The organism is Roseivivax sp. GX 12232 (genome assembly GCF_021272185.1).
GTDB lineage: Bacteria > Pseudomonadota > Alphaproteobacteria > Rhodobacterales > Rhodobacteraceae > Roseivivax.
Window position 1 is genome coordinate 76,412 of the sequence record NZ_JAJSEC010000008.1, and the last position, 15,601, is coordinate 92,012.

Annotated in this window: 11 protein-coding genes; 7 read left to right on the plus strand and 4 right to left on the minus strand. The window is 71.5% G+C overall.

Annotation, left to right across the window (positions count from 1 at the left end):
- The first annotated feature begins 38 nt into the window (after positions 1-38).
- Together LR948_RS13945 and LR948_RS13950 are read left to right on the plus strand one after the other, a co-directional pair.
- Positions 39-1,073, plus strand: coding sequence for a proline/glycine betaine ABC transporter permease (locus tag LR948_RS13945; protein WP_232754686.1), 1,035 nt, complete (start codon positions 39-41; stop codon positions 1,071-1,073).
- A gap of 12 nt (positions 1,074-1,085) precedes the next feature.
- A complete protein-coding gene (locus tag LR948_RS13950) occupies positions 1,086-2,144 on the plus strand; it encodes a glycine betaine/L-proline ABC transporter ATP-binding protein (protein ID WP_232754687.1) in 1,059 nt (352 codons plus the stop codon).
- Positions 2,145-2,995: 851 nt separating this feature from the next.
- Here the strand turns inward: LR948_RS13950 and LR948_RS13955 are convergent.
- Positions 2,996-4,072 (minus strand): NAD-dependent epimerase/dehydratase family protein, encoded by a 1,077-nt coding sequence (locus LR948_RS13955; protein ID WP_232754688.1) that lies wholly within the window; start codon positions 4,070-4,072, stop codon positions 2,996-2,998.
- Positions 4,073-4,338: 266 nt separating this feature from the next.
- Here LR948_RS13955 and LR948_RS13960 point away from each other — a divergent pair, with 266 nt between their 5' ends.
- From LR948_RS13960 to LR948_RS13975, 4 genes are all read left to right on the plus strand, one after another.
- Complete coding sequence (locus tag LR948_RS13960) at positions 4,339-4,800, plus strand: (2Fe-2S)-binding protein (protein WP_232754689.1); 462 nt, start codon at positions 4,339-4,341, stop codon at positions 4,798-4,800.
- 1 nt (position 4,801) lies between these two features.
- Positions 4,802-7,042 (plus strand): xanthine dehydrogenase family protein molybdopterin-binding subunit, encoded by a 2,241-nt coding sequence (locus LR948_RS13965; RefSeq protein WP_232754690.1) that lies wholly within the window; start codon positions 4,802-4,804, stop codon positions 7,040-7,042.
- Between the two features lie 564 nt (positions 7,043-7,606).
- Complete coding sequence (glpK, locus tag LR948_RS13970; protein ID WP_232754691.1) at positions 7,607-9,094, plus strand: glycerol kinase GlpK; 1,488 nt, start codon at positions 7,607-7,609, stop codon at positions 9,092-9,094.
- 145 nt (positions 9,095-9,239) lie between these two features.
- Positions 9,240-10,481, plus strand: a complete 1,242-nt coding sequence (locus tag LR948_RS13975; RefSeq protein ID WP_232754692.1) for a lytic murein transglycosylase — start codon at positions 9,240-9,242, stop codon at positions 10,479-10,481.
- A 215-nt stretch (positions 10,482-10,696) separates the two neighbouring features.
- Here the strand turns inward: LR948_RS13975 and LR948_RS13980 are convergent, their stop codons facing one another.
- Positions 10,697-11,818, minus strand: coding sequence for an N-acetylglucosamine-6-phosphate deacetylase (locus tag LR948_RS13980; RefSeq protein ID WP_232754693.1), 1,122 nt, complete (start codon positions 11,816-11,818; stop codon positions 10,697-10,699).
- Positions 11,815-12,666 carry a BadF/BadG/BcrA/BcrD ATPase family protein gene (locus tag LR948_RS13985; RefSeq protein ID WP_232754694.1) on the minus strand — a complete coding sequence of 284 codons (852 nt, stop codon included), beginning with the start codon at positions 12,664-12,666 and terminating at the stop codon, positions 11,815-11,817. The genes LR948_RS13980 and LR948_RS13985 overlap by 4 nt, the downstream gene beginning before the upstream one ends.
- Positions 12,667-12,765: 99 nt before the next feature.
- On the opposite strand from LR948_RS13985, the gene lexA reads away from it, so the two are divergent.
- Entirely contained in the window at positions 12,766-13,464 is a 699-nt protein-coding gene (lexA, locus tag LR948_RS13990) for a transcriptional repressor LexA (protein ID WP_232754695.1), read from the plus strand.
- On the opposite strand, the gene LR948_RS13995 is transcribed toward lexA, so the two are convergent.
- The gene (locus LR948_RS13995) at positions 13,421-15,535 is read right to left on the minus strand and encodes a ComEC/Rec2 family competence protein (protein ID WP_232754696.1); all 2,115 of its coding nucleotides are present in this window, start codon (positions 15,533-15,535) and stop codon (positions 13,421-13,423) included. The two genes, lexA and LR948_RS13995, sit on opposite strands and share 44 nt — an antisense overlap.
- Positions 15,536-15,601 lie beyond the last annotated feature (66 nt).

A 15,601-nucleotide genomic window follows, 5' to 3' on the forward strand; every position in this document is an offset into this window, starting at 1 on the left:
GGTCCCGGGGCCAAGGATACAAACTAGGGAACACGACCATGGCGACCTACGACTGGGTGTTCAACACACTGGGGCTCCGCGATTGGTGCGACGGAAGCGGCGGCGGCGGCGCGCCGATGTCGATGTCGGACCTGATGAACAAGGCCAAGGGTGACGCGCCCGAGGTCTCGATCTGGGACACGCCCTTCCCCTCGATGGATGCACTGAACGATTCCTGCGAGGCCTTCCCGCAGTCCCGCGAGGTGACCAAGGGGCTCGAGCAGGGCTTCCTCGGCATCAAGGACGCGCTCTCGCTGGTGCTCGATCCGATCACCCAGCCACTGAGCTGGGCGCTGGAATACGCCCTCTGGGCCTTCCAGGGCATCCCGTGGTGGATCATGATCCCCTTCCTGGCGCTGGTGATCCGGCTGATCAGCCGCTCCTGGGGGCTGACCGCCTTCGTCGCCGGCTCCTTCGCCGCCATGGCCTTCATCGACTATTACGACTACGCCATGCAGACGCTGGCGGTGATCTTCGTCTGCGCCTTCATCTGCGTGCTCCTCGGTGTGCCCATCGGCATCGCCATGTCGCGTTCGGACCGGCTGCAGGCGGGCATGATCCCGGTTCTGGACATGCTCCAGACGCTGCCGCCCTTCGTCTATCTGATCCCGCTGATCTTCCTGTTCTCGGTGACCGAGCCGAAACTCTACGGCATCGCGATCATCCTCTATGCCATCGTGCCGGTGATCCGCCTGACCAACCTCGGCATCCGGCTTGTCGACAAGGAGGTGATCGAGGCCGCGGACGCCTTCGGCATGACCAAGCGGCAGAAGCTCTACGGCGTGCAGATCCCGCTGGCGCTGCCCAACATCATGGCCGGCGTGAACCAGACGATCATGATGTCGCTCGCCATGGTGGTGATCGCCTCGCTGGTCTCGGCGCCGGGTCTCGGCGTGCTCGTCCTGCGCGGCATCCGCAACCTCGAGCTGGGCGTGGGCCTGGTCTCGGGCCTGGGCATCGTGCTGCTCGCGGTCATCCTCGACCGCTCCACCAAGGCGGCGCTGGCGCGCGTCAACGCCGCGCAGAAGCATTGAGGAGGACCGGACATGGCTGATCCCAAGATTTCGATCCGCAAGCTCTACAAGATCTTCGGCACCGACCCGCAGGAGGCCCTGCGCCACGCCAAGGACGGGATGCACAAGGCCGAGCTGCTCGACCAGCACCGGCACGTGTTGGGCCTGCGCGACATCAACGTCGACATGCAGGCCGGCGAGATCACCGTCATCATGGGCCTTTCGGGCTCGGGCAAGTCGACGCTGATCCGGCACCTGAACCGGCTGATCGAGCCCACCGACGGCGAGGTCTGGGTCGATGGCTCGGACATCATGACCTACTCCGAGGCCAAGCTGCGCGAGATGCGCCGCAAGAAGATGTCCATGGTGTTCCAGAAGTTCGCGCTTCTGCCGCACCGCACGGTGCTGGAGAACGCCGCGACGCCGATGATCGTCGACGGGGCGCCGCGCGCCGACTGGGAGGCCGAGGCCACCAAGTGGCTCGACCGCGTCGGGCTCGAGGGCCAGGGGCCGCAGTTCCCCCACCAGCTCTCGGGCGGCATGCAGCAGCGCGTGGGCATCGCCCGGGCGCTGACCTCGAACTCCGACATCATGCTGATGGACGAGGCCTTCTCGGCGCTGGACCCGCTGATCCGCACGGACATGCAGGACCTGCTGATCGAGCTGCAGCGCGAGCTGCAGAAGACCGTGGTCTTCATCACCCACGACCTCGACGAGGCGCTGAAGCTGGCCGATCACCTGGTGATCCTGAAGGACGGCGAGGTGGTGCAGCAGGGCGAGCCGCAGCACATCCTGATGCATCCCAACGATCCCTACATCGTGGACTTCATCTCGGACATCAATCGCGCCCGGGTGCTGCGCGCCCGCACGGTAATGCAGGAGACCGAGGCCGACCCCGGCAATGCCGACGGCGAGGTCGACGAGAACGACACGCTGGAAAGCGTGATCGCCAAGGCTGAGGGCAATGCCGACCTGACCTACCGCGTGACCCGCGAGGGCCGGCAGACCGGCGTCCTGCCGATGCGCGACGTGGTCACCGCGCTGGTGCCGACGGAAGCCTCCGACGACGGGGGCATCCGGAAGGCCTCGTGATCGGGGCTGAGGCCGGGTGGGTTTTGGCCTGCCTGGTGGAGAGTGAGGGGGCCGTCGCGCGGAGGTGCGGCGGCCCTTTTCGTTTGGGCGCGCGTGGGGGGCGGCGTGGGACTGCCCGGTAGTGACTGAGAGCGCCGTCGCGCGGAAGTGCGGCGGCCTTGTTCGTTTGGGGGGCGTATATGTGTGCCGCGTGGGCCTGCGCGGCGCGACAGCGCGGAAAGCGTCACCGCCTCCACTCCCAGTCCTCACCTCCCAAATCGCCCCCTCCCCGCTCAAAGCTCTCGCCCCAGAGGGCGCGCACCGGACCGGGGGCCGGCGCTGCCGACCTCCGAGCGAGGCGCTTTATCCCAGCAAGGTTAGGACTAGCGATGAACTAAGCGCGTCGCCCACAAGAGCGCCGGCCCAAGGGGCCGGTCCGGCGCGCGCCCGGCACCTTCGGTGCTATTCGGGCGCTAGGGGGTGCGCTTTTGGTAAATGATTGGCGTGAGATGCGATGGAGGATGGGAAAAGCCTCCGCGCGGCGCGACGGCTGGAGGGGAGTGACGTGCCTGCTGTGCAGCGTGCTCGCGGTCCAGCCCGCACTCATCGACGGTTGCCACGCAGCATACCAAAGGGCGCGCGCCGGACCGGGGGCCGGCGCTGCCGACCTCCGAGCGAGGCGCTTTATCCTCGCAAGGTCAGGACTAGCGATCAGCTAGGCACGCCATCCCAAGGAGCGCCGGCCCAAGGGGCCGGTCCGGCGCGCGCCCGGCATCTTCGATGCTATTCGGGCGCAAGGAGGTGCGAGGGGTGATGGGGTTGGTGCTTTGGGCTGTCTAGGTGGGCCAGCCAGCCCCCGCCCCCCCCAACTCTCAAACCCGCGTGAAATACCCCTCCTCGATCATGTAATCGAACATCTCCCGCATCGACTGGCCGAGCGGGCGGTAGCTCACGCCGAGCGCCTGGCGGCTCTTGGAGTTGTCCGCCCGGAAGGGCACGCCGACGTTGCGCGCGACGTAGCCGCGCTCGAGGCCCGCCTTGGGCGCGATCAGCCAGACCAGCCATTTCGGCGCGGCGCTGCCGGGCAGCGGGAAGCGGTCGCCGAACTCCCCGACCAGCTCCTGCGAGGCGGCGTAAAGATCGGTGTCATGACCCGAGGTGATGTGGCGCCCCTGGGCCTCGGGCAGGAAGCCGGCGGCGATATGGGCGTCGGCCACGTCGCGCACGTCGACCATGCCGATCCCGAGCCGCGGCGCGCCCTGTTTGAACTCGCCGGTGCCGAGACGCTCCATGATGGTGAAGCTCTCCGAGGTCGGCTTGCCGCCAATCGCGGGGCCGATCACCAGGCTGGGGTTCACCGTGACCAGCCGCCAGCCATCCTGGCTTTCGGCGATGGCCCAGGCCTCGCGCTCGGCCACGGTCTTGGAATAATTGTAGGGCTGATACTCGAGCGAGGCGCTGGTGTTCCAGACATCCTCGGTTAGCACCCCGCCCGGGGCCGCGGCGCATTCGCTGTTGTCGGTGTAGATCGCCGCGCAGGAGGAGGTCACCACCACGCGGGTCACGCTCTCGGTCTTGGCGGCCTCGGTCAGCACGTTGCGGGTGCCCTCGAGCGCGGGATCGACGAGGTCGCGCTGGGGATCCTCGAAATCCGAGGTGAAGGGCGAGGCGGTGTGGAAGACCACGCCGCAGCCCGCCATGGCCTCGGCATAAGAGCCGTCCTCAAGGAGATCGGCCTTGAAGTAGCGGATCGTGCCCGGGGAATCCTCGGCCAGGGCGTCGAGGTGGCGGGTCTTCTCGGCCCGCTCGGGGTCGCGGATCGGGGCATGCACGGTGGCGCCGGCCTGCAGGAGGCGCTGGACGATCCAGCCGGCCACATAGCCGGTGGCGCCGGTCACCAGCACGGGTTTTTCGGTGTCGATCACGGGGTCGCGCTGCGTCTCGCTCATGGGGTGTCCTTTGATTGGCTGAGGGCCGGAGCGGCTCCGGCGCAGGGGGGCTTTCAGACCGAGCGCAAAGCGCGGGCCCCGGGTTCCGCGCAATCGGCCGCGCGGGCGATCACAGAGCCGCGTGCGGCCCTGCCCTCGGGCCCCTCACAACCGCCCCGCGACAGCCCCGAAACCGGCCCCCACGTCAGCCCAGAAGTGATCGCGCCGCGATAGGCGCGCCTGCCCTGAGGTGCTAGGCTTTTGCCAAACCCACGGAGGGATCACGGATGAAACTCACGGTGAACGGCACCGAGCACGAGGTCGACGTCGAGGACGACATGCCCCTGCTCTGGGTGCTGCGCGACGAACTCGACATCAAGGGCGTGAAATACGGCTGCGGCATCGCCCAATGCGGCGCCTGCACGGTGCATCTCGACGGGGTGGCCGTGCGCAGCTGCCAGATCCCCGCGGGCAGCCTCGCGGGCTCGGAGGTGACCACCATCGAGGGGCTCGGCACGCCCGAGGCGCTGCATGCCCTACAAGCCGCCTGGATCGACCACCAGGTCGCGCAATGCGGCTACTGCCAGTCGGGCCAGATCATGCAGGCCGCCGATCTGCTCTCGCAGGTGCCCGAGCCGACCGACGCCGACATCGACGATTTCATGGGCGGCAACCTCTGCCGCTGCGGCACTTATGTCCGCATCCGCGCCGCGATCCACAGCGCCGCCCTCAAGATGAAGGAGGCCTGAGATGAGCCGCATCGGAACCATCGCGCGGCGCAGCTTCCTGGTCGGCGGCCTTGTGGTCGCGGGCGGCGTCGCCTTCGGCACCTATACCGTCCGCAAGCCCCATGCGAACCCGCTAAAGCCCGCCCCCAAGGGCAGCGCCGCGCTCACGCCCTACGTGCGCATCGACGCCGAGGGCGTGACGCTCATCACGCCGCGCGCCGACAAGGGCCAGGGCGTCTACCACGTTCAGGCCGCGCTCATCGCCGAGGAACTGGACGTGGCGCTCGAGGATGTGCGGATCGACCCCGGCCCGCCCGCGCCCGCCTATTGGAACACCGCGCTGGCCGCCGAGGCCTCGGAATTCCTAGTGCCCGCCCAAGGCGCCATGCGCAGCATGACCGAAGGCGCGTTCAACGGCGTGATGAAGGTCATGGGCATGCAGATCACCGGTGGCTCGACCACCGTGGCCGACGGGTTCGACAAGCTGCGCGCCGCGGGCGCCTCGGCCCGCGAGACGCTGAAGCTCGCCGCCGCGCGCCGCAGCGGCGCGGATGTGACCAGCCTCAGGACCGAGAACGGCGCGGTCGTCCTGCCCGACGGCAGCCGCCTGGCCTACACCGACCTCGCCACCGACCTGCAGGACATCGAGGTGGTGCAGGACGTGCCGCTTCGCGCCCCCGAGGACTGGCGCTACATCGGCCACGAGATGCAGCGGCTCGACATCGTCGCGAAAAGCACCGGCACCCAGCGCTACGGCATCGACGCCGAGATCCCCGGCATGGTCCACGCCACGGTGCTCTTGAACCCCGCCCAGGGCGGCGCGCGCGAGGATTTCGACGCCGCCGAGGCGCTGAAGATGCGCGGCGTGACCGACATCGTGCCGATCACCGGCGGGCTCGGCATCGTCGCCGACAACACTTGGCGCGCCTTCCAGGCCGCCCGGGCGATCCGCGCCGACTGGGGTCCGCCCGCCTATCCGCTCGAACAGGAGGACCACTGGGCGGCGCTCTCGGCCTCCTTCACCGAAGAGGCGCTCGACAGCCGCAAGCGCGACGACGGCGATGTGACCGCGGCCCTGGCCGAGACCACCCCCGTCGAGGCCGAATACCGCGCGCCCTATCTCGCCCATGCCCCGCTCGAGCCGATCTCGGCGGTGGTCAAGATCGATGCCCAGGGCGCCGAGGTCTGGACCGGCACCCAGATCCCGCGCTTCGTGCAGAACAACGTCGCGCGGCTCGCCGGGATCGACCCCGACCAGGTCCGGCTGCATGTCGCCATGATGGGCGGCTCCTTCGGCCACCGGCTCGAGGACGAGGTGGTCAAACACGCCACCGAGATCGCCCTGCAGATGCCCGGCACGCCGGTCAAGCTGACCTATTCGCGCGAAGAGGACATGATCCACGACTTCCCCCGCGCCATCGCCATGGCCCGGCTCAAGGGCAGCGTCCGCGACGGGCGGGTCGAGGCCATGGATCTCGGCATCGCCCAGCCCTCGGTCATGGCCTCGCAGATGGGCCGCCAGGGGCTCTCGGCCCCAGGTCCCGACAGCCAGATCGTCGCCGGCGCCTTCGAGCAGCCCTTCGCCCTGCCGCACCAGCGGATCTCGGGCTACCGGACCGAAGGTCTGGCGCCGGTCTCCTCCTGGCGTTCGGTCGGGGCCTCGGCCAACGGGTTTTTCTACAATGCCGCGCTCGACGAGCTGATCCATGCCGCCGGCACCGATCCGTTTGAGGAGCGTTTGCGGCTGGCCTCGGACCCGCTCGCCCGCGCGGTGCTCGAGGCGGTGGGCGAGATGTCGGACTGGTCCGGCCCCGCGCCCCGGCCGGGCGTCGGCCGCGGCGTGGCCTTCGTGAAGAGCTTCGGCGTGCCCACCGCCGAAGTGATCGAGGTCGAGGACAGCGAGGACGGGCTGCGCCTCACCCGCGCCTGGATCGCCGCCGAGGTCGGCCGCGTGATCGACCCGGTGAACTTCGAGAACCTCTGCCAGGGCGGCATGATCTGGGCGCTCGGCCACGCGATGAACTGCGAGGTGACCTTCTCGGGGGGCGTTGCGGGCCCGGACAACTACTACGCCCATTCCGGCATGCGGATCTGGCAGGCCCCGGAGATCGCGGTGCGCGGGCTCGAGAACGGCGACCGGGTTCTGGGCATCGGCGAACCCCCGGTGCCCCCCGCCGCGCCCGCCCTCGCCGGCGCGATCTTCGCTGCGACCGGCACGCGGCTCAGAGAGATGCCCTTCGAGAAATTCGTCCGCTTCGCGTGATGAGGGGGAAGGCCGGGGGCGCTGCCCCCGGACCCCCGGAGTGTATCTGGCCCAGTCATTGGGGGCTTGGGTTGGTGTGGCGCGTCGGGCCTGAGCGGGCCTTGTTGCGGGTTTGGTTCTCCGGGGGGCGCGGTGCGCTTGTGGCGCGGGCGGTCGGGGGCTCTGCCCCCGGAGCCCCCGGAGTATTTTGGGCCCGGTCAGGCCTGGGGGTGATGGTGCGGGGTGGCTGGTGTGGCGCTCCGGGCCCGAGGGGGCCTTTTGCGGGTTTGGGTCTCCGGTGGGCGCGGTGCGCTTGTGGCGTGGCGGGTCGGGGGTTCTGCCCCCGGAGCCCCCGGGAGTATTTTGGGCCCGGTCAGGCCTGGGGCTGGTGGTGCGGGGTGGCCGGTGTGGCGCTCCGGGCCCGAGGGGGGCCCGTTGCGATGGGGCGTTTTAGGGGGTGACGGCGGGCTTTTGAGGCAGGCGGCGCGGTCAGGGGCGCGGGAGGCGGCGGCGGGCATTGCACCTCGGCGCTCCATCGGGTTCTCTCTGGGGCACACGGGAGAGAGAAGACCGGAGGCCCCCCGCATGACCCATATCCTCGCCATCGACCAGGGCACCACCTCGAGCCGGGCGATCCTCTTCGACGACCGGCTGCGCATCGTCGCCACCGCGCAGGAGGAGTTCGAACAGCACTACCCCGCCAGCGGCTGGGTCGAACACGAGGCCTCGGACCTCTGGACCACCACGGCGGCGACCTGCCGCGGGGTGATCGAGAAGGCCGGCCTGCCCGCCGAGGAGATCGCCGGCATCGGCATCACCAACCAGCGCGAGACCACGCTGGTCTGGGACGCCGAGACCGGCCAGGCGGTGCATCGCGCCATCGTCTGGCAGGACCGGCGGACCTCGGCGCTTTGCCAGGAGCTGAAGGCCGCGGGCCACGAGGAGATGGTCACCGACCGCACCGGGCTGCTGCTCGATCCCTATTTCTCGGCGACCAAGCTCAAGTGGATCCTCGACGAGGTCGATCCCGACCGGTCGCGGGCGACATCCGGCAAGCTTCTGTTCGGCACCGTCGACAGCTACCTGATCTGGAAGCTGACCGGCGGGCGCACCCATGCCACCGATGCGACCAACGCCTGCCGCACGATGCTCTACGACATCCGCAAGGGGCGCTGGTCGAGCTCGATCTGCAAGCTCCTGGACATCCCCATGGAGATGCTGCCCGAGGTGCGCGACAGCGCCGCCGACTACGGCACCACCCGCGCGGATCTTTTCGGCCGCGAGCTGCCGATCCTCGGCGTGGCGGGCGACCAGCAGGCGGCGACCATCGGCCAGGCCTGTTTCGAGCCGGGCATGCTGAAATCCACCTATGGCACCGGCTGCTTCGCGCTGCTGAACACCGGGCCCGAGCCCGTGCGCTCGGAGAACCGGCTCCTGACCACCATCGCCTACCAGCTCGACGGCAAGCCGACCTATGCGCTGGAGGGATCGATCTTCATCGCCGGCGCCGTGGTGCAATGGCTGCGCGACGGGCTGAAGATCATCCGCGAGGCCAAGGAGACCCAGCCCCTGGCCGAGAAGGCCGACGAGAGCCAGAACGTCGTGCTGGTGCCGGCCTTCACAGGGCTCGGCGCGCCCTATTGGAACGCCGAATGCCGGGGCGCGATCTTCGGGCTGACGCGCAACTCCGGCCCCGAGGAGTTCGCCCGCGCCGCGCTGGAAAGCGTCGGCTACCAGACCCGCGACCTGCTCGACGCCATGCGCGCCGACTGGGCCGGCGAAGGCGCCGCGGCCACCCTGCGCGTCGACGGCGGGATGAGCGCCTCGGACTGGGCGATGCAGTTCCTGGCCGACATCATCGGCGCCGATGTCGACCGGCCCGAGGTGCTCGAGACCACGGCCATGGGCGCGGCCTGGCTCGCCGGCATGCGCGCGGGCATCTATCCCGACCAGGCGGGCTTTGCCGAGATGTGGGCGCTGGACCGGAAGTTCGAGCCGGGCATGGACGCCGAGACCCGGGAGGCGAAATACGCCGCCTGGACCCGCGCGGTGACCGCGGCGCAGGGGTTCTGAGCGGGGGGCGTTTCGGCGGGCGCGCCCGGGGCCCGAGGGGCCTCGGCGCCCGCCCGCCGGTGCCCCGGCGGTCTCTTGCCGGGCGGGCGGCGCCGCGCCACACTCGGGCGCGAGGCAGATAATTTCACAACTCCCGAGCACCCCCATGACCCTGACCCGCAGAACCTTCACCTCGCTCGCCGCGGCGGGCCTTCTTTCGGCTTGCGGCGGTGGCGCCGGCTTGCCGGTGGCGACGAGCCCCGCGCCGGTGGATGACCCGGGGCTGAGGCCCCAGCCCAATGCCGCCTACGACGCCTGGGTCGCCAGTTTCCGCGGCCGCGCGGCGGCGCAAGGGATCCCCGAGGCGACGCTGGCGCGGGCCTTCCGGGGGGCGGGCTACCTGCCCGGCGTGGTCGAGCGCGACCGCAACCAGACCGAGTTCAAGCGCAGTTTCGAGGATTACCTCAACATCGTCGCGGGCGAGGCGCGGGTCACCACCGGGCGGCAGAAATACGCGGCCTTCTCGGACACCCTCGCCCGGATCGAGGCGCGCTACGGCGTGCCGGCCTCGGTCGTCACGGCGATCTGGGGCGTGGAGAGCCGCTTCGGCGCGCGGCGCGGGGACATCCCGGTGGTCTCGGCCTCTTCGACCCTGGCCTTCGACGGGCGGCGCGGGGCCTTCTTCGAGGCCCAGCTCCTGGCCGCGCTGCGCATCCTGGCGCGCGGCGACACCACGCCCGAGCGGCTGACCGGCTCCTGGGCCGGGGCCATGGGGCACACGCAGTTCATCCCGACCACCTTCCAGGCCCATGCGGTGGATTTCACCGGCGACGGGCGGCGCGACATCTGGGCGGAGGATCCGACCGACGCCTTGGCCTCGGCGGCGGCCTATCTGGCCGACAGCGGCTGGCGGCGGGGCGTGCCTTTGCTGGTCGAGGTGACGGCGCCCGCGGGGCTGCCGACAGGGCGCGGAGCGCGGCGGGCGACCTCGGCCTGGGCCGCGGCGGGGGTGCGGCCGGCGCGCGGCGGCAGTCTGCCCGAGCTCGGCGAGGCGGCGCTCTTTGCACCCGCGGGCGCGGGCGGGCCGGCCTTCCTGGCCTCGCGCAACTTCGACGTGGTCCTGCGCTACAACAACTCTGAGAACTACGCGCTGGCGGTGGGCTACCTGGCCGCGCGGATCGCGGGCGCGCCGCCGCTCTCGGCGAGCTTCGGGCCGGATGAATACGGGCTGACGGTGGAGGACCGCCGCCGCCTGCAGGAGCGGCTGACCGCGCGGGGCTTCGATACCGGCGGCACCGACGGGGTGATCGGGCCCAAGACCACCGAGGCGATCCGCGCCTACCAGGCGGCGCAGGGGCTGGCGGTGACGGGCGAGCCGTCGCAGGCGCTCTTGCGAGGGCTGGGCTGAGGCAGGCTGGCGGTTTGGTCCAAGGCGGGCGCGGTGCAGTTTTGACCGCTCGCTGACGGGCGCTTCGGGGCGCGGCAATTGGCCGGACCGGCGCGCCTGGTCACCGGCTGGCCGCGCATCAGGCATTGGGGCGCGCAACCTCTGCAGGACCGGCCTGTCGCGCCCTCCGGCCCTCCCAGCCGCACCACCGCACCCGAACGCCCGCGCGCCCCGCGTCACCCCACCGGCAACGGCACCAGCGCCAGACCCTCAGGCCCCTGCCGCAGACGGATCGGACGGCCCGCGTCGCCGGGGCGCAGCCGCCCTGCGCCGACGTGCAGCTCGGCCGCCTCGGCGGGCAGCCGGGTGGCGCGCGCCAGGGCCCAGGGCAGCGGCGCGTGGCAGGCGCGCATCAGGACCGAGACCGCCCGCGCGAGGTCCAGGTCCGCCCCCGCCAGCGTCCCGTCCTCGAGCCGCAGCTCTCCGCCCGCGCGCAGGATGCGCCTCCCGTTCAGGGTGAACTCCGCGGCCTCGGTGCCGGCCACGGCCATGGCATCGCTGACCAGGAAGATGCGCGGATTGGCGGCGAGCGCCACGCGCATCGCCTCGGGCGCCACGTGCACGCCGTCGGCGATGAGCCCGGCCCAGACGCCCTCGGCCAGCGCCGCGCCGGTCAGTCCCGGTGCGCGCGCGCTCAGCTGGCTCATGGCGTTGTAGAGATGCGTCACGCCGCGCGCCCCGGCGCGGATATAGGCCCGCGCGGTCTCGGCGTCGCAGGCGCTATGGCCAAGCGCCACGTAGACCCCGGCCTCGGCGAGCGCGGCGACCTGCGCCTCGGTGACCGACTCGGGCGCCAGCGTGACCTTCAGGCAGGGCAGATCGCGGGCGGCGGCGAGGAGCGTCGCGAGGTCCTCCTCGGTCATCGGGCGGATCAGCCCGGGATCATGCGCGCCGCATTTCTCGACCGAGAGATGCGGGCCCTCGAGGTGCAGCCCCGCGATGCCCGGCACCCGTGCCGCACAGGCCTCGCGGGCGGCGGTGATGGCGGCGCGGGTGACCTCGGGGGTGTCGGTGATCAGCGTCGGCAGAAGATGCGCGGTGCCGAGCCGCCGGTGCGCGCGGGCGATGGTCTGGAGCGTCGCGGCGCTTGGATCGTGGTTGAAAAGCACCCCGCCGCCGCCGTTCACCTGCAGGTCGACGAAGCCCGGGGCGAGGATGTCGCCTTCGAGGTCCGCCGTCGCGCCTCCGCCCGGGTCGGCCTCGGGCAGCCGCCGGCCCCCTTCGAAACTAACGGGCTGCGGCTCGTGCAGGTCCCAGCCGTCGAAGAGCCGGGCGTTGAGATAGGTGATCCGGGTCATGCGAGGCTCTCCGCGAAATCCGCCGCGAGGCGCAGCGCGCCGTCGAGCGGGCGGCCCGCGGCGGGGGTGAGGCCCGGGCGGAAGGCCTCGGGCAGGAAAGGCCCAAGCGCGGGGCCGAGCCCGCCGGTCAGGCAAAGCGCCATGCCCGGGCGGGCGCCGATCTCGCGGGCGGTCTCGGTCAGCGCGCCCGCGGCTTCGGAGAGGATCGCGCGGGCGGCGGGGTCGCTCTCCTGCGCTTCGGTGACCCATTCGGCCAGCGCCGCGATCTCATGCGGGGCCCGCGCCTGGGCGTAGGCAATCACTTGCGCGGGCGGGCCGATTTCGCGCGTGATGCGGCGGCTGAGCGGGCCTTCGGGCGCCCTTCCCTCGCTCACTGCCAGCGCGGTCCTGAGGGCGGCGCGGCCAACCGCGTAGCCCGAACCCTCGTCGCCGAGCCGCGCGCCCCAGCCGCCAGCGAAGCGCGCCTGACCCTCGCGGCGGAGCCCCACGAAGGAGCCGGTGCCCGCGTGCAGGATCATGCCGTCACCCCGGGGGCCAAGGGCGCCCCAGAGCGCGGCGCGGCGGTCCTCCTCGACCCGGACGCGGGCCAGCGGCAGCGCGGCCTCGGCGCGGCGGGCGATGCTGTCGTCGACGACGCCGGCCAGGGCGCAATAGGCGGGCACCTGCGCCAGCGACCGGCCCAATTGCGCCTCCAGCGCGGAGAGCCCCTCGGTCAGGACATTGAGTCCGCCCGTAAAATCGCTCGAGAGGTTGCAGCCGCCCAGGGTCACCTCGGCGCGGCTCGCGCCTTCGGCGAAGAGCATTCGGCAGCGCGTGCCGCCGCCATCCACGGCCAAGAGCGCGCGCATCACGTCACCCCGCACAAGATCTGGTCGATTCGCGCCTGTGTTGACACAAAACGCGAACGCACGTAGAACAAAAGCGGACAGGCTGCAGGAATTTGTGTCATGCTGACCAAGAAACAACTCGATCTCCTCGACTTCATCAACCGGCGCGTGCTGCGCGACGGGGTTCCCCCCAGTTTCGACGAAATGAAGGAGGCGCTCGACCTCCGGTCGAAGTCGGGCATTCACCGGCTGATCACCGCGCTCGAGGAACGCGGCTTCATCCGCCGTCTCGCCCATCGCGCCCGCGCGATCGAGATCGTGAAGCTGCCCGAAAGCCTTGGCGGCAGCGCCACGCATGGCTTCGAGCCCCGGGTGATCGAGGGCGACCGCCCCGACGGGCGCCCGGCCAATTCCGACCCGGTGGAGCCGGTGCATGCCAGCGAGCTGCCGCTTCTGGGCCGGATCGCCGCCGGCATGCCGATCGAGGCGATCAACGACGCGCCTCCGGGCATCGCGGTGCCGGGCAGCATGCTCTCGGGCGCGGGCCGGCATTTCGCGCTGGAGGTGCGCGGCGACTCGATGATCGAGGCCGGGATCAACGACGGCGACGTCGTGGTGATCCGCGAGACGACCGAGGCGCAGAACGGCGACATCGTCGTGGCCCAGGTCGAAGGCTACGAGGCGACGCTGAAACGCTTCCGCCGCAAGGACGACATGATCGTGCTCGAGGCGGCGAACCCGGCGTACGAGCCCCGCGTGCTGCCGCGCGGCTCGGTCAAGGTTCAGGGCCGTCTGGTCGGGCTGATCCGGACCTATTGAACCAGCGCGCCGTGAGCCCCGCGAGCCTTTCGCGGGGCGCGGGCGCGCCTTGCACCCAAAGCCGCGGGCCCGAGCGGGCGGCGGCGGTGACCTCGCGCAGGGGCGCCTCGGTATCGGCACTGTCGCGGTAAAGCGCGACGGGCCCGGTCAGGGCCAGGCTCTCGGGTGTATAGGCGCGGCAGCTTGGGGTGGTCTCCAGGGGATAGCGGCTGACCAGGATCTCGCCCTTTTTGCATCCGGTGAACCCCGCCAGCGCCTGCCGGTCGCCGAGGTGGGTGACGCGCGTGGCCGCAGGCCAGCGCGCGGCGGCGCGGGGCTGATCGGCGGCATCGCCGTCATTCTCGAGCCAGAGCCGCGCGGCGAAGCCCGCGCCCGCCGGGCGCGAGAGCGCCCTGCCCCTTTGCGTCATCTGTCCCACCAGCACCCCCTGCCGGTCGATCAGGAGCCAGGGCCGCTCGGCCCCGGACCAGAGGAGCGCCGCCAGCGCTGCGGGCGCCAGCGCCAGCAGACGCAACCGGCCGAGCGTCAGCAGCACCAGCAGGAAGGCCAGGGTGATCAGCGGCAGCACCATCTCGGGCGGCGCGCGGATCTGGCCGAGGGCGCCGGGCAGGCCCGCCACCCGCGCCGCGACGCCGAGGATCCAGTCGAGCCCCCAACCCATGGCCCGGAGCGGCAGCGCCTCGAGGCCGAAGGGCATCATCCCCAGCGCCAGTAGGCCCAGCGGCATGACCCAGAGCCCCATGAGCGGCACCGCCAGGAGGTTCGCCAGCAACCCGTAATGGGCGAGGATGTTGAAATGCGCCATGGCGATGGGCGCCGTCGCCCCGCCTGCGACCAGCGAGGACAGGACCAGCGCGGCGGGGCCCCGGGCGAGCCGCGGCAGGCGCCGCTCGATCCCGCTGTCGCGCCAGGCCGCGAAGGCCGCGACCAGCGCGCCGGTGGCGGCGAAGGACATCTGGAATCCGGGCGAGAGAAGCGCCTCGGGCCGGGTGACAAGGATCACCAGCGCGGCCAGTGCGACCGAGCGCAGCGACAGCGCGCGGCGGTCGAAAAGCACCGCGAGGCACATGATCGCCACCATGACGAAGGCGCGCTCGGTGGCGACATTGGCGCCCGAGAGCGCGAGGTAGCCCGCCCCGGCGCCCAGCCCCGCAAGCGCGGCGATCTTCTTGACCGGCCAGGTTTGCCCGACCCCCGGCAGGGCCACCAGCCCGAGCCGCACCACGGCGAAGACGAGCCCCGTCAGCAGCCCCATGTGCAGACCCGAAATCGCCAGGAGATGCGCGAGGTTCGCCTGCCGCAGGTCGCGGGTGACGGCCCGCGGGATGGCGCTGCGGTCGCCGGTCAGGATCGCCGCGGCGACAGCGCCCGCGGGCCCCGGCAGCCCCGCCTGGAGGCGCGCCGAGACGCGGTGGCGCAGCGCGCCCAAGGTTGAGGCCCCGGGCTCGGGCGGGGCCAGCAAGAGAACCGGGCTGCGCGTGTAGCCGACGCCGCCCACACCCTGGAACCAGGCGTGGCGGCGGAAGTCGAAGCCGCCGGGCTCCACCGGGCCGCCGGGGGCGGAAAGATGGCCGGTCAGGATCACCCGCTGCCCGGGGCGTGGGGCGAACCAGCCCTGCGCGCCGTGCAGCGAGACGCGCACCCGGCGCGGCAGCGCCTCGGGCGCGTGCCAAGGCAGCACCACCCCGTCGAGCGTCAGCCGCAGCTTGTCCGAGGCGGAGCGGTCGATCTGGACGATGCGCCCCTCGATCGGGCCGTAATAGCGCCCCTCGATCACCGGGCCCGCGACCAGATGCGCCCGGCTGCCCGCCAGCGCCAGCCCCAAGGCCGGCAAGACCAGCGCGCAGATCAGCGCCCGGGGCACCAGCGCCACCCGCAGCGCGACGCCAAGCCCCGCCAGCCCCAGCGCCCAGAGCGCGGCCAGCGCCCAGAGCGGCGGCTCCACCCGGAGGGCGAAATAGAGCCCGATGCCGGCGGCCAGCGCCGCCACGCCCCAGGCGAAGAAGGCCCCGGCCTGCCGCGCCAGCAGATCCGCCAGGAAATCCGCCACGCTGCCCCCGATGCGGCCCATGCTTGTCCTCTGTCCGTCGCGCCGCTAAGGCTCGCGCAACCAGGATGCGCCCCCTCTCTTATGGAA

Coding starts and splice junctions, on each gene's coding strand:
- LR948_RS13945 (WP_232754686.1), top strand. CDS start 39: ATGGCGACCTACGACTGGGTGTTCAACACACTGGGGCTCCGCGATTGG.
- LR948_RS13950 (WP_232754687.1), top strand. CDS start 1,086: ATGGCTGATCCCAAGATTTCGATCCGCAAGCTCTACAAGATCTTCGGC.
- LR948_RS13955 (WP_232754688.1), bottom strand. CDS start 4,072: ATGAGCGAGACGCAGCGCGACCCCGTGATCGACACCGAAAAACCCGTG.
- LR948_RS13960 (WP_232754689.1), top strand. CDS start 4,339: ATGAAACTCACGGTGAACGGCACCGAGCACGAGGTCGACGTCGAGGAC.
- LR948_RS13965 (WP_232754690.1), top strand. CDS start 4,802: ATGAGCCGCATCGGAACCATCGCGCGGCGCAGCTTCCTGGTCGGCGGC.
- glpK (WP_232754691.1), top strand. CDS start 7,607: ATGACCCATATCCTCGCCATCGACCAGGGCACCACCTCGAGCCGGGCG.
- LR948_RS13975 (WP_232754692.1), top strand. CDS start 9,240: ATGACCCTGACCCGCAGAACCTTCACCTCGCTCGCCGCGGCGGGCCTT.
- LR948_RS13980 (WP_232754693.1), bottom strand. CDS start 11,818: ATGACCCGGATCACCTATCTCAACGCCCGGCTCTTCGACGGCTGGGAC.
- LR948_RS13985 (WP_232754694.1), bottom strand. CDS start 12,666: ATGCGCGCGCTCTTGGCCGTGGATGGCGGCGGCACGCGCTGCCGAATG.
- lexA (WP_232754695.1), top strand. CDS start 12,766: ATGCTGACCAAGAAACAACTCGATCTCCTCGACTTCATCAACCGGCGC.
- LR948_RS13995 (WP_232754696.1), bottom strand. CDS start 15,535: ATGGGCCGCATCGGGGGCAGCGTGGCGGATTTCCTGGCGGATCTGCTG.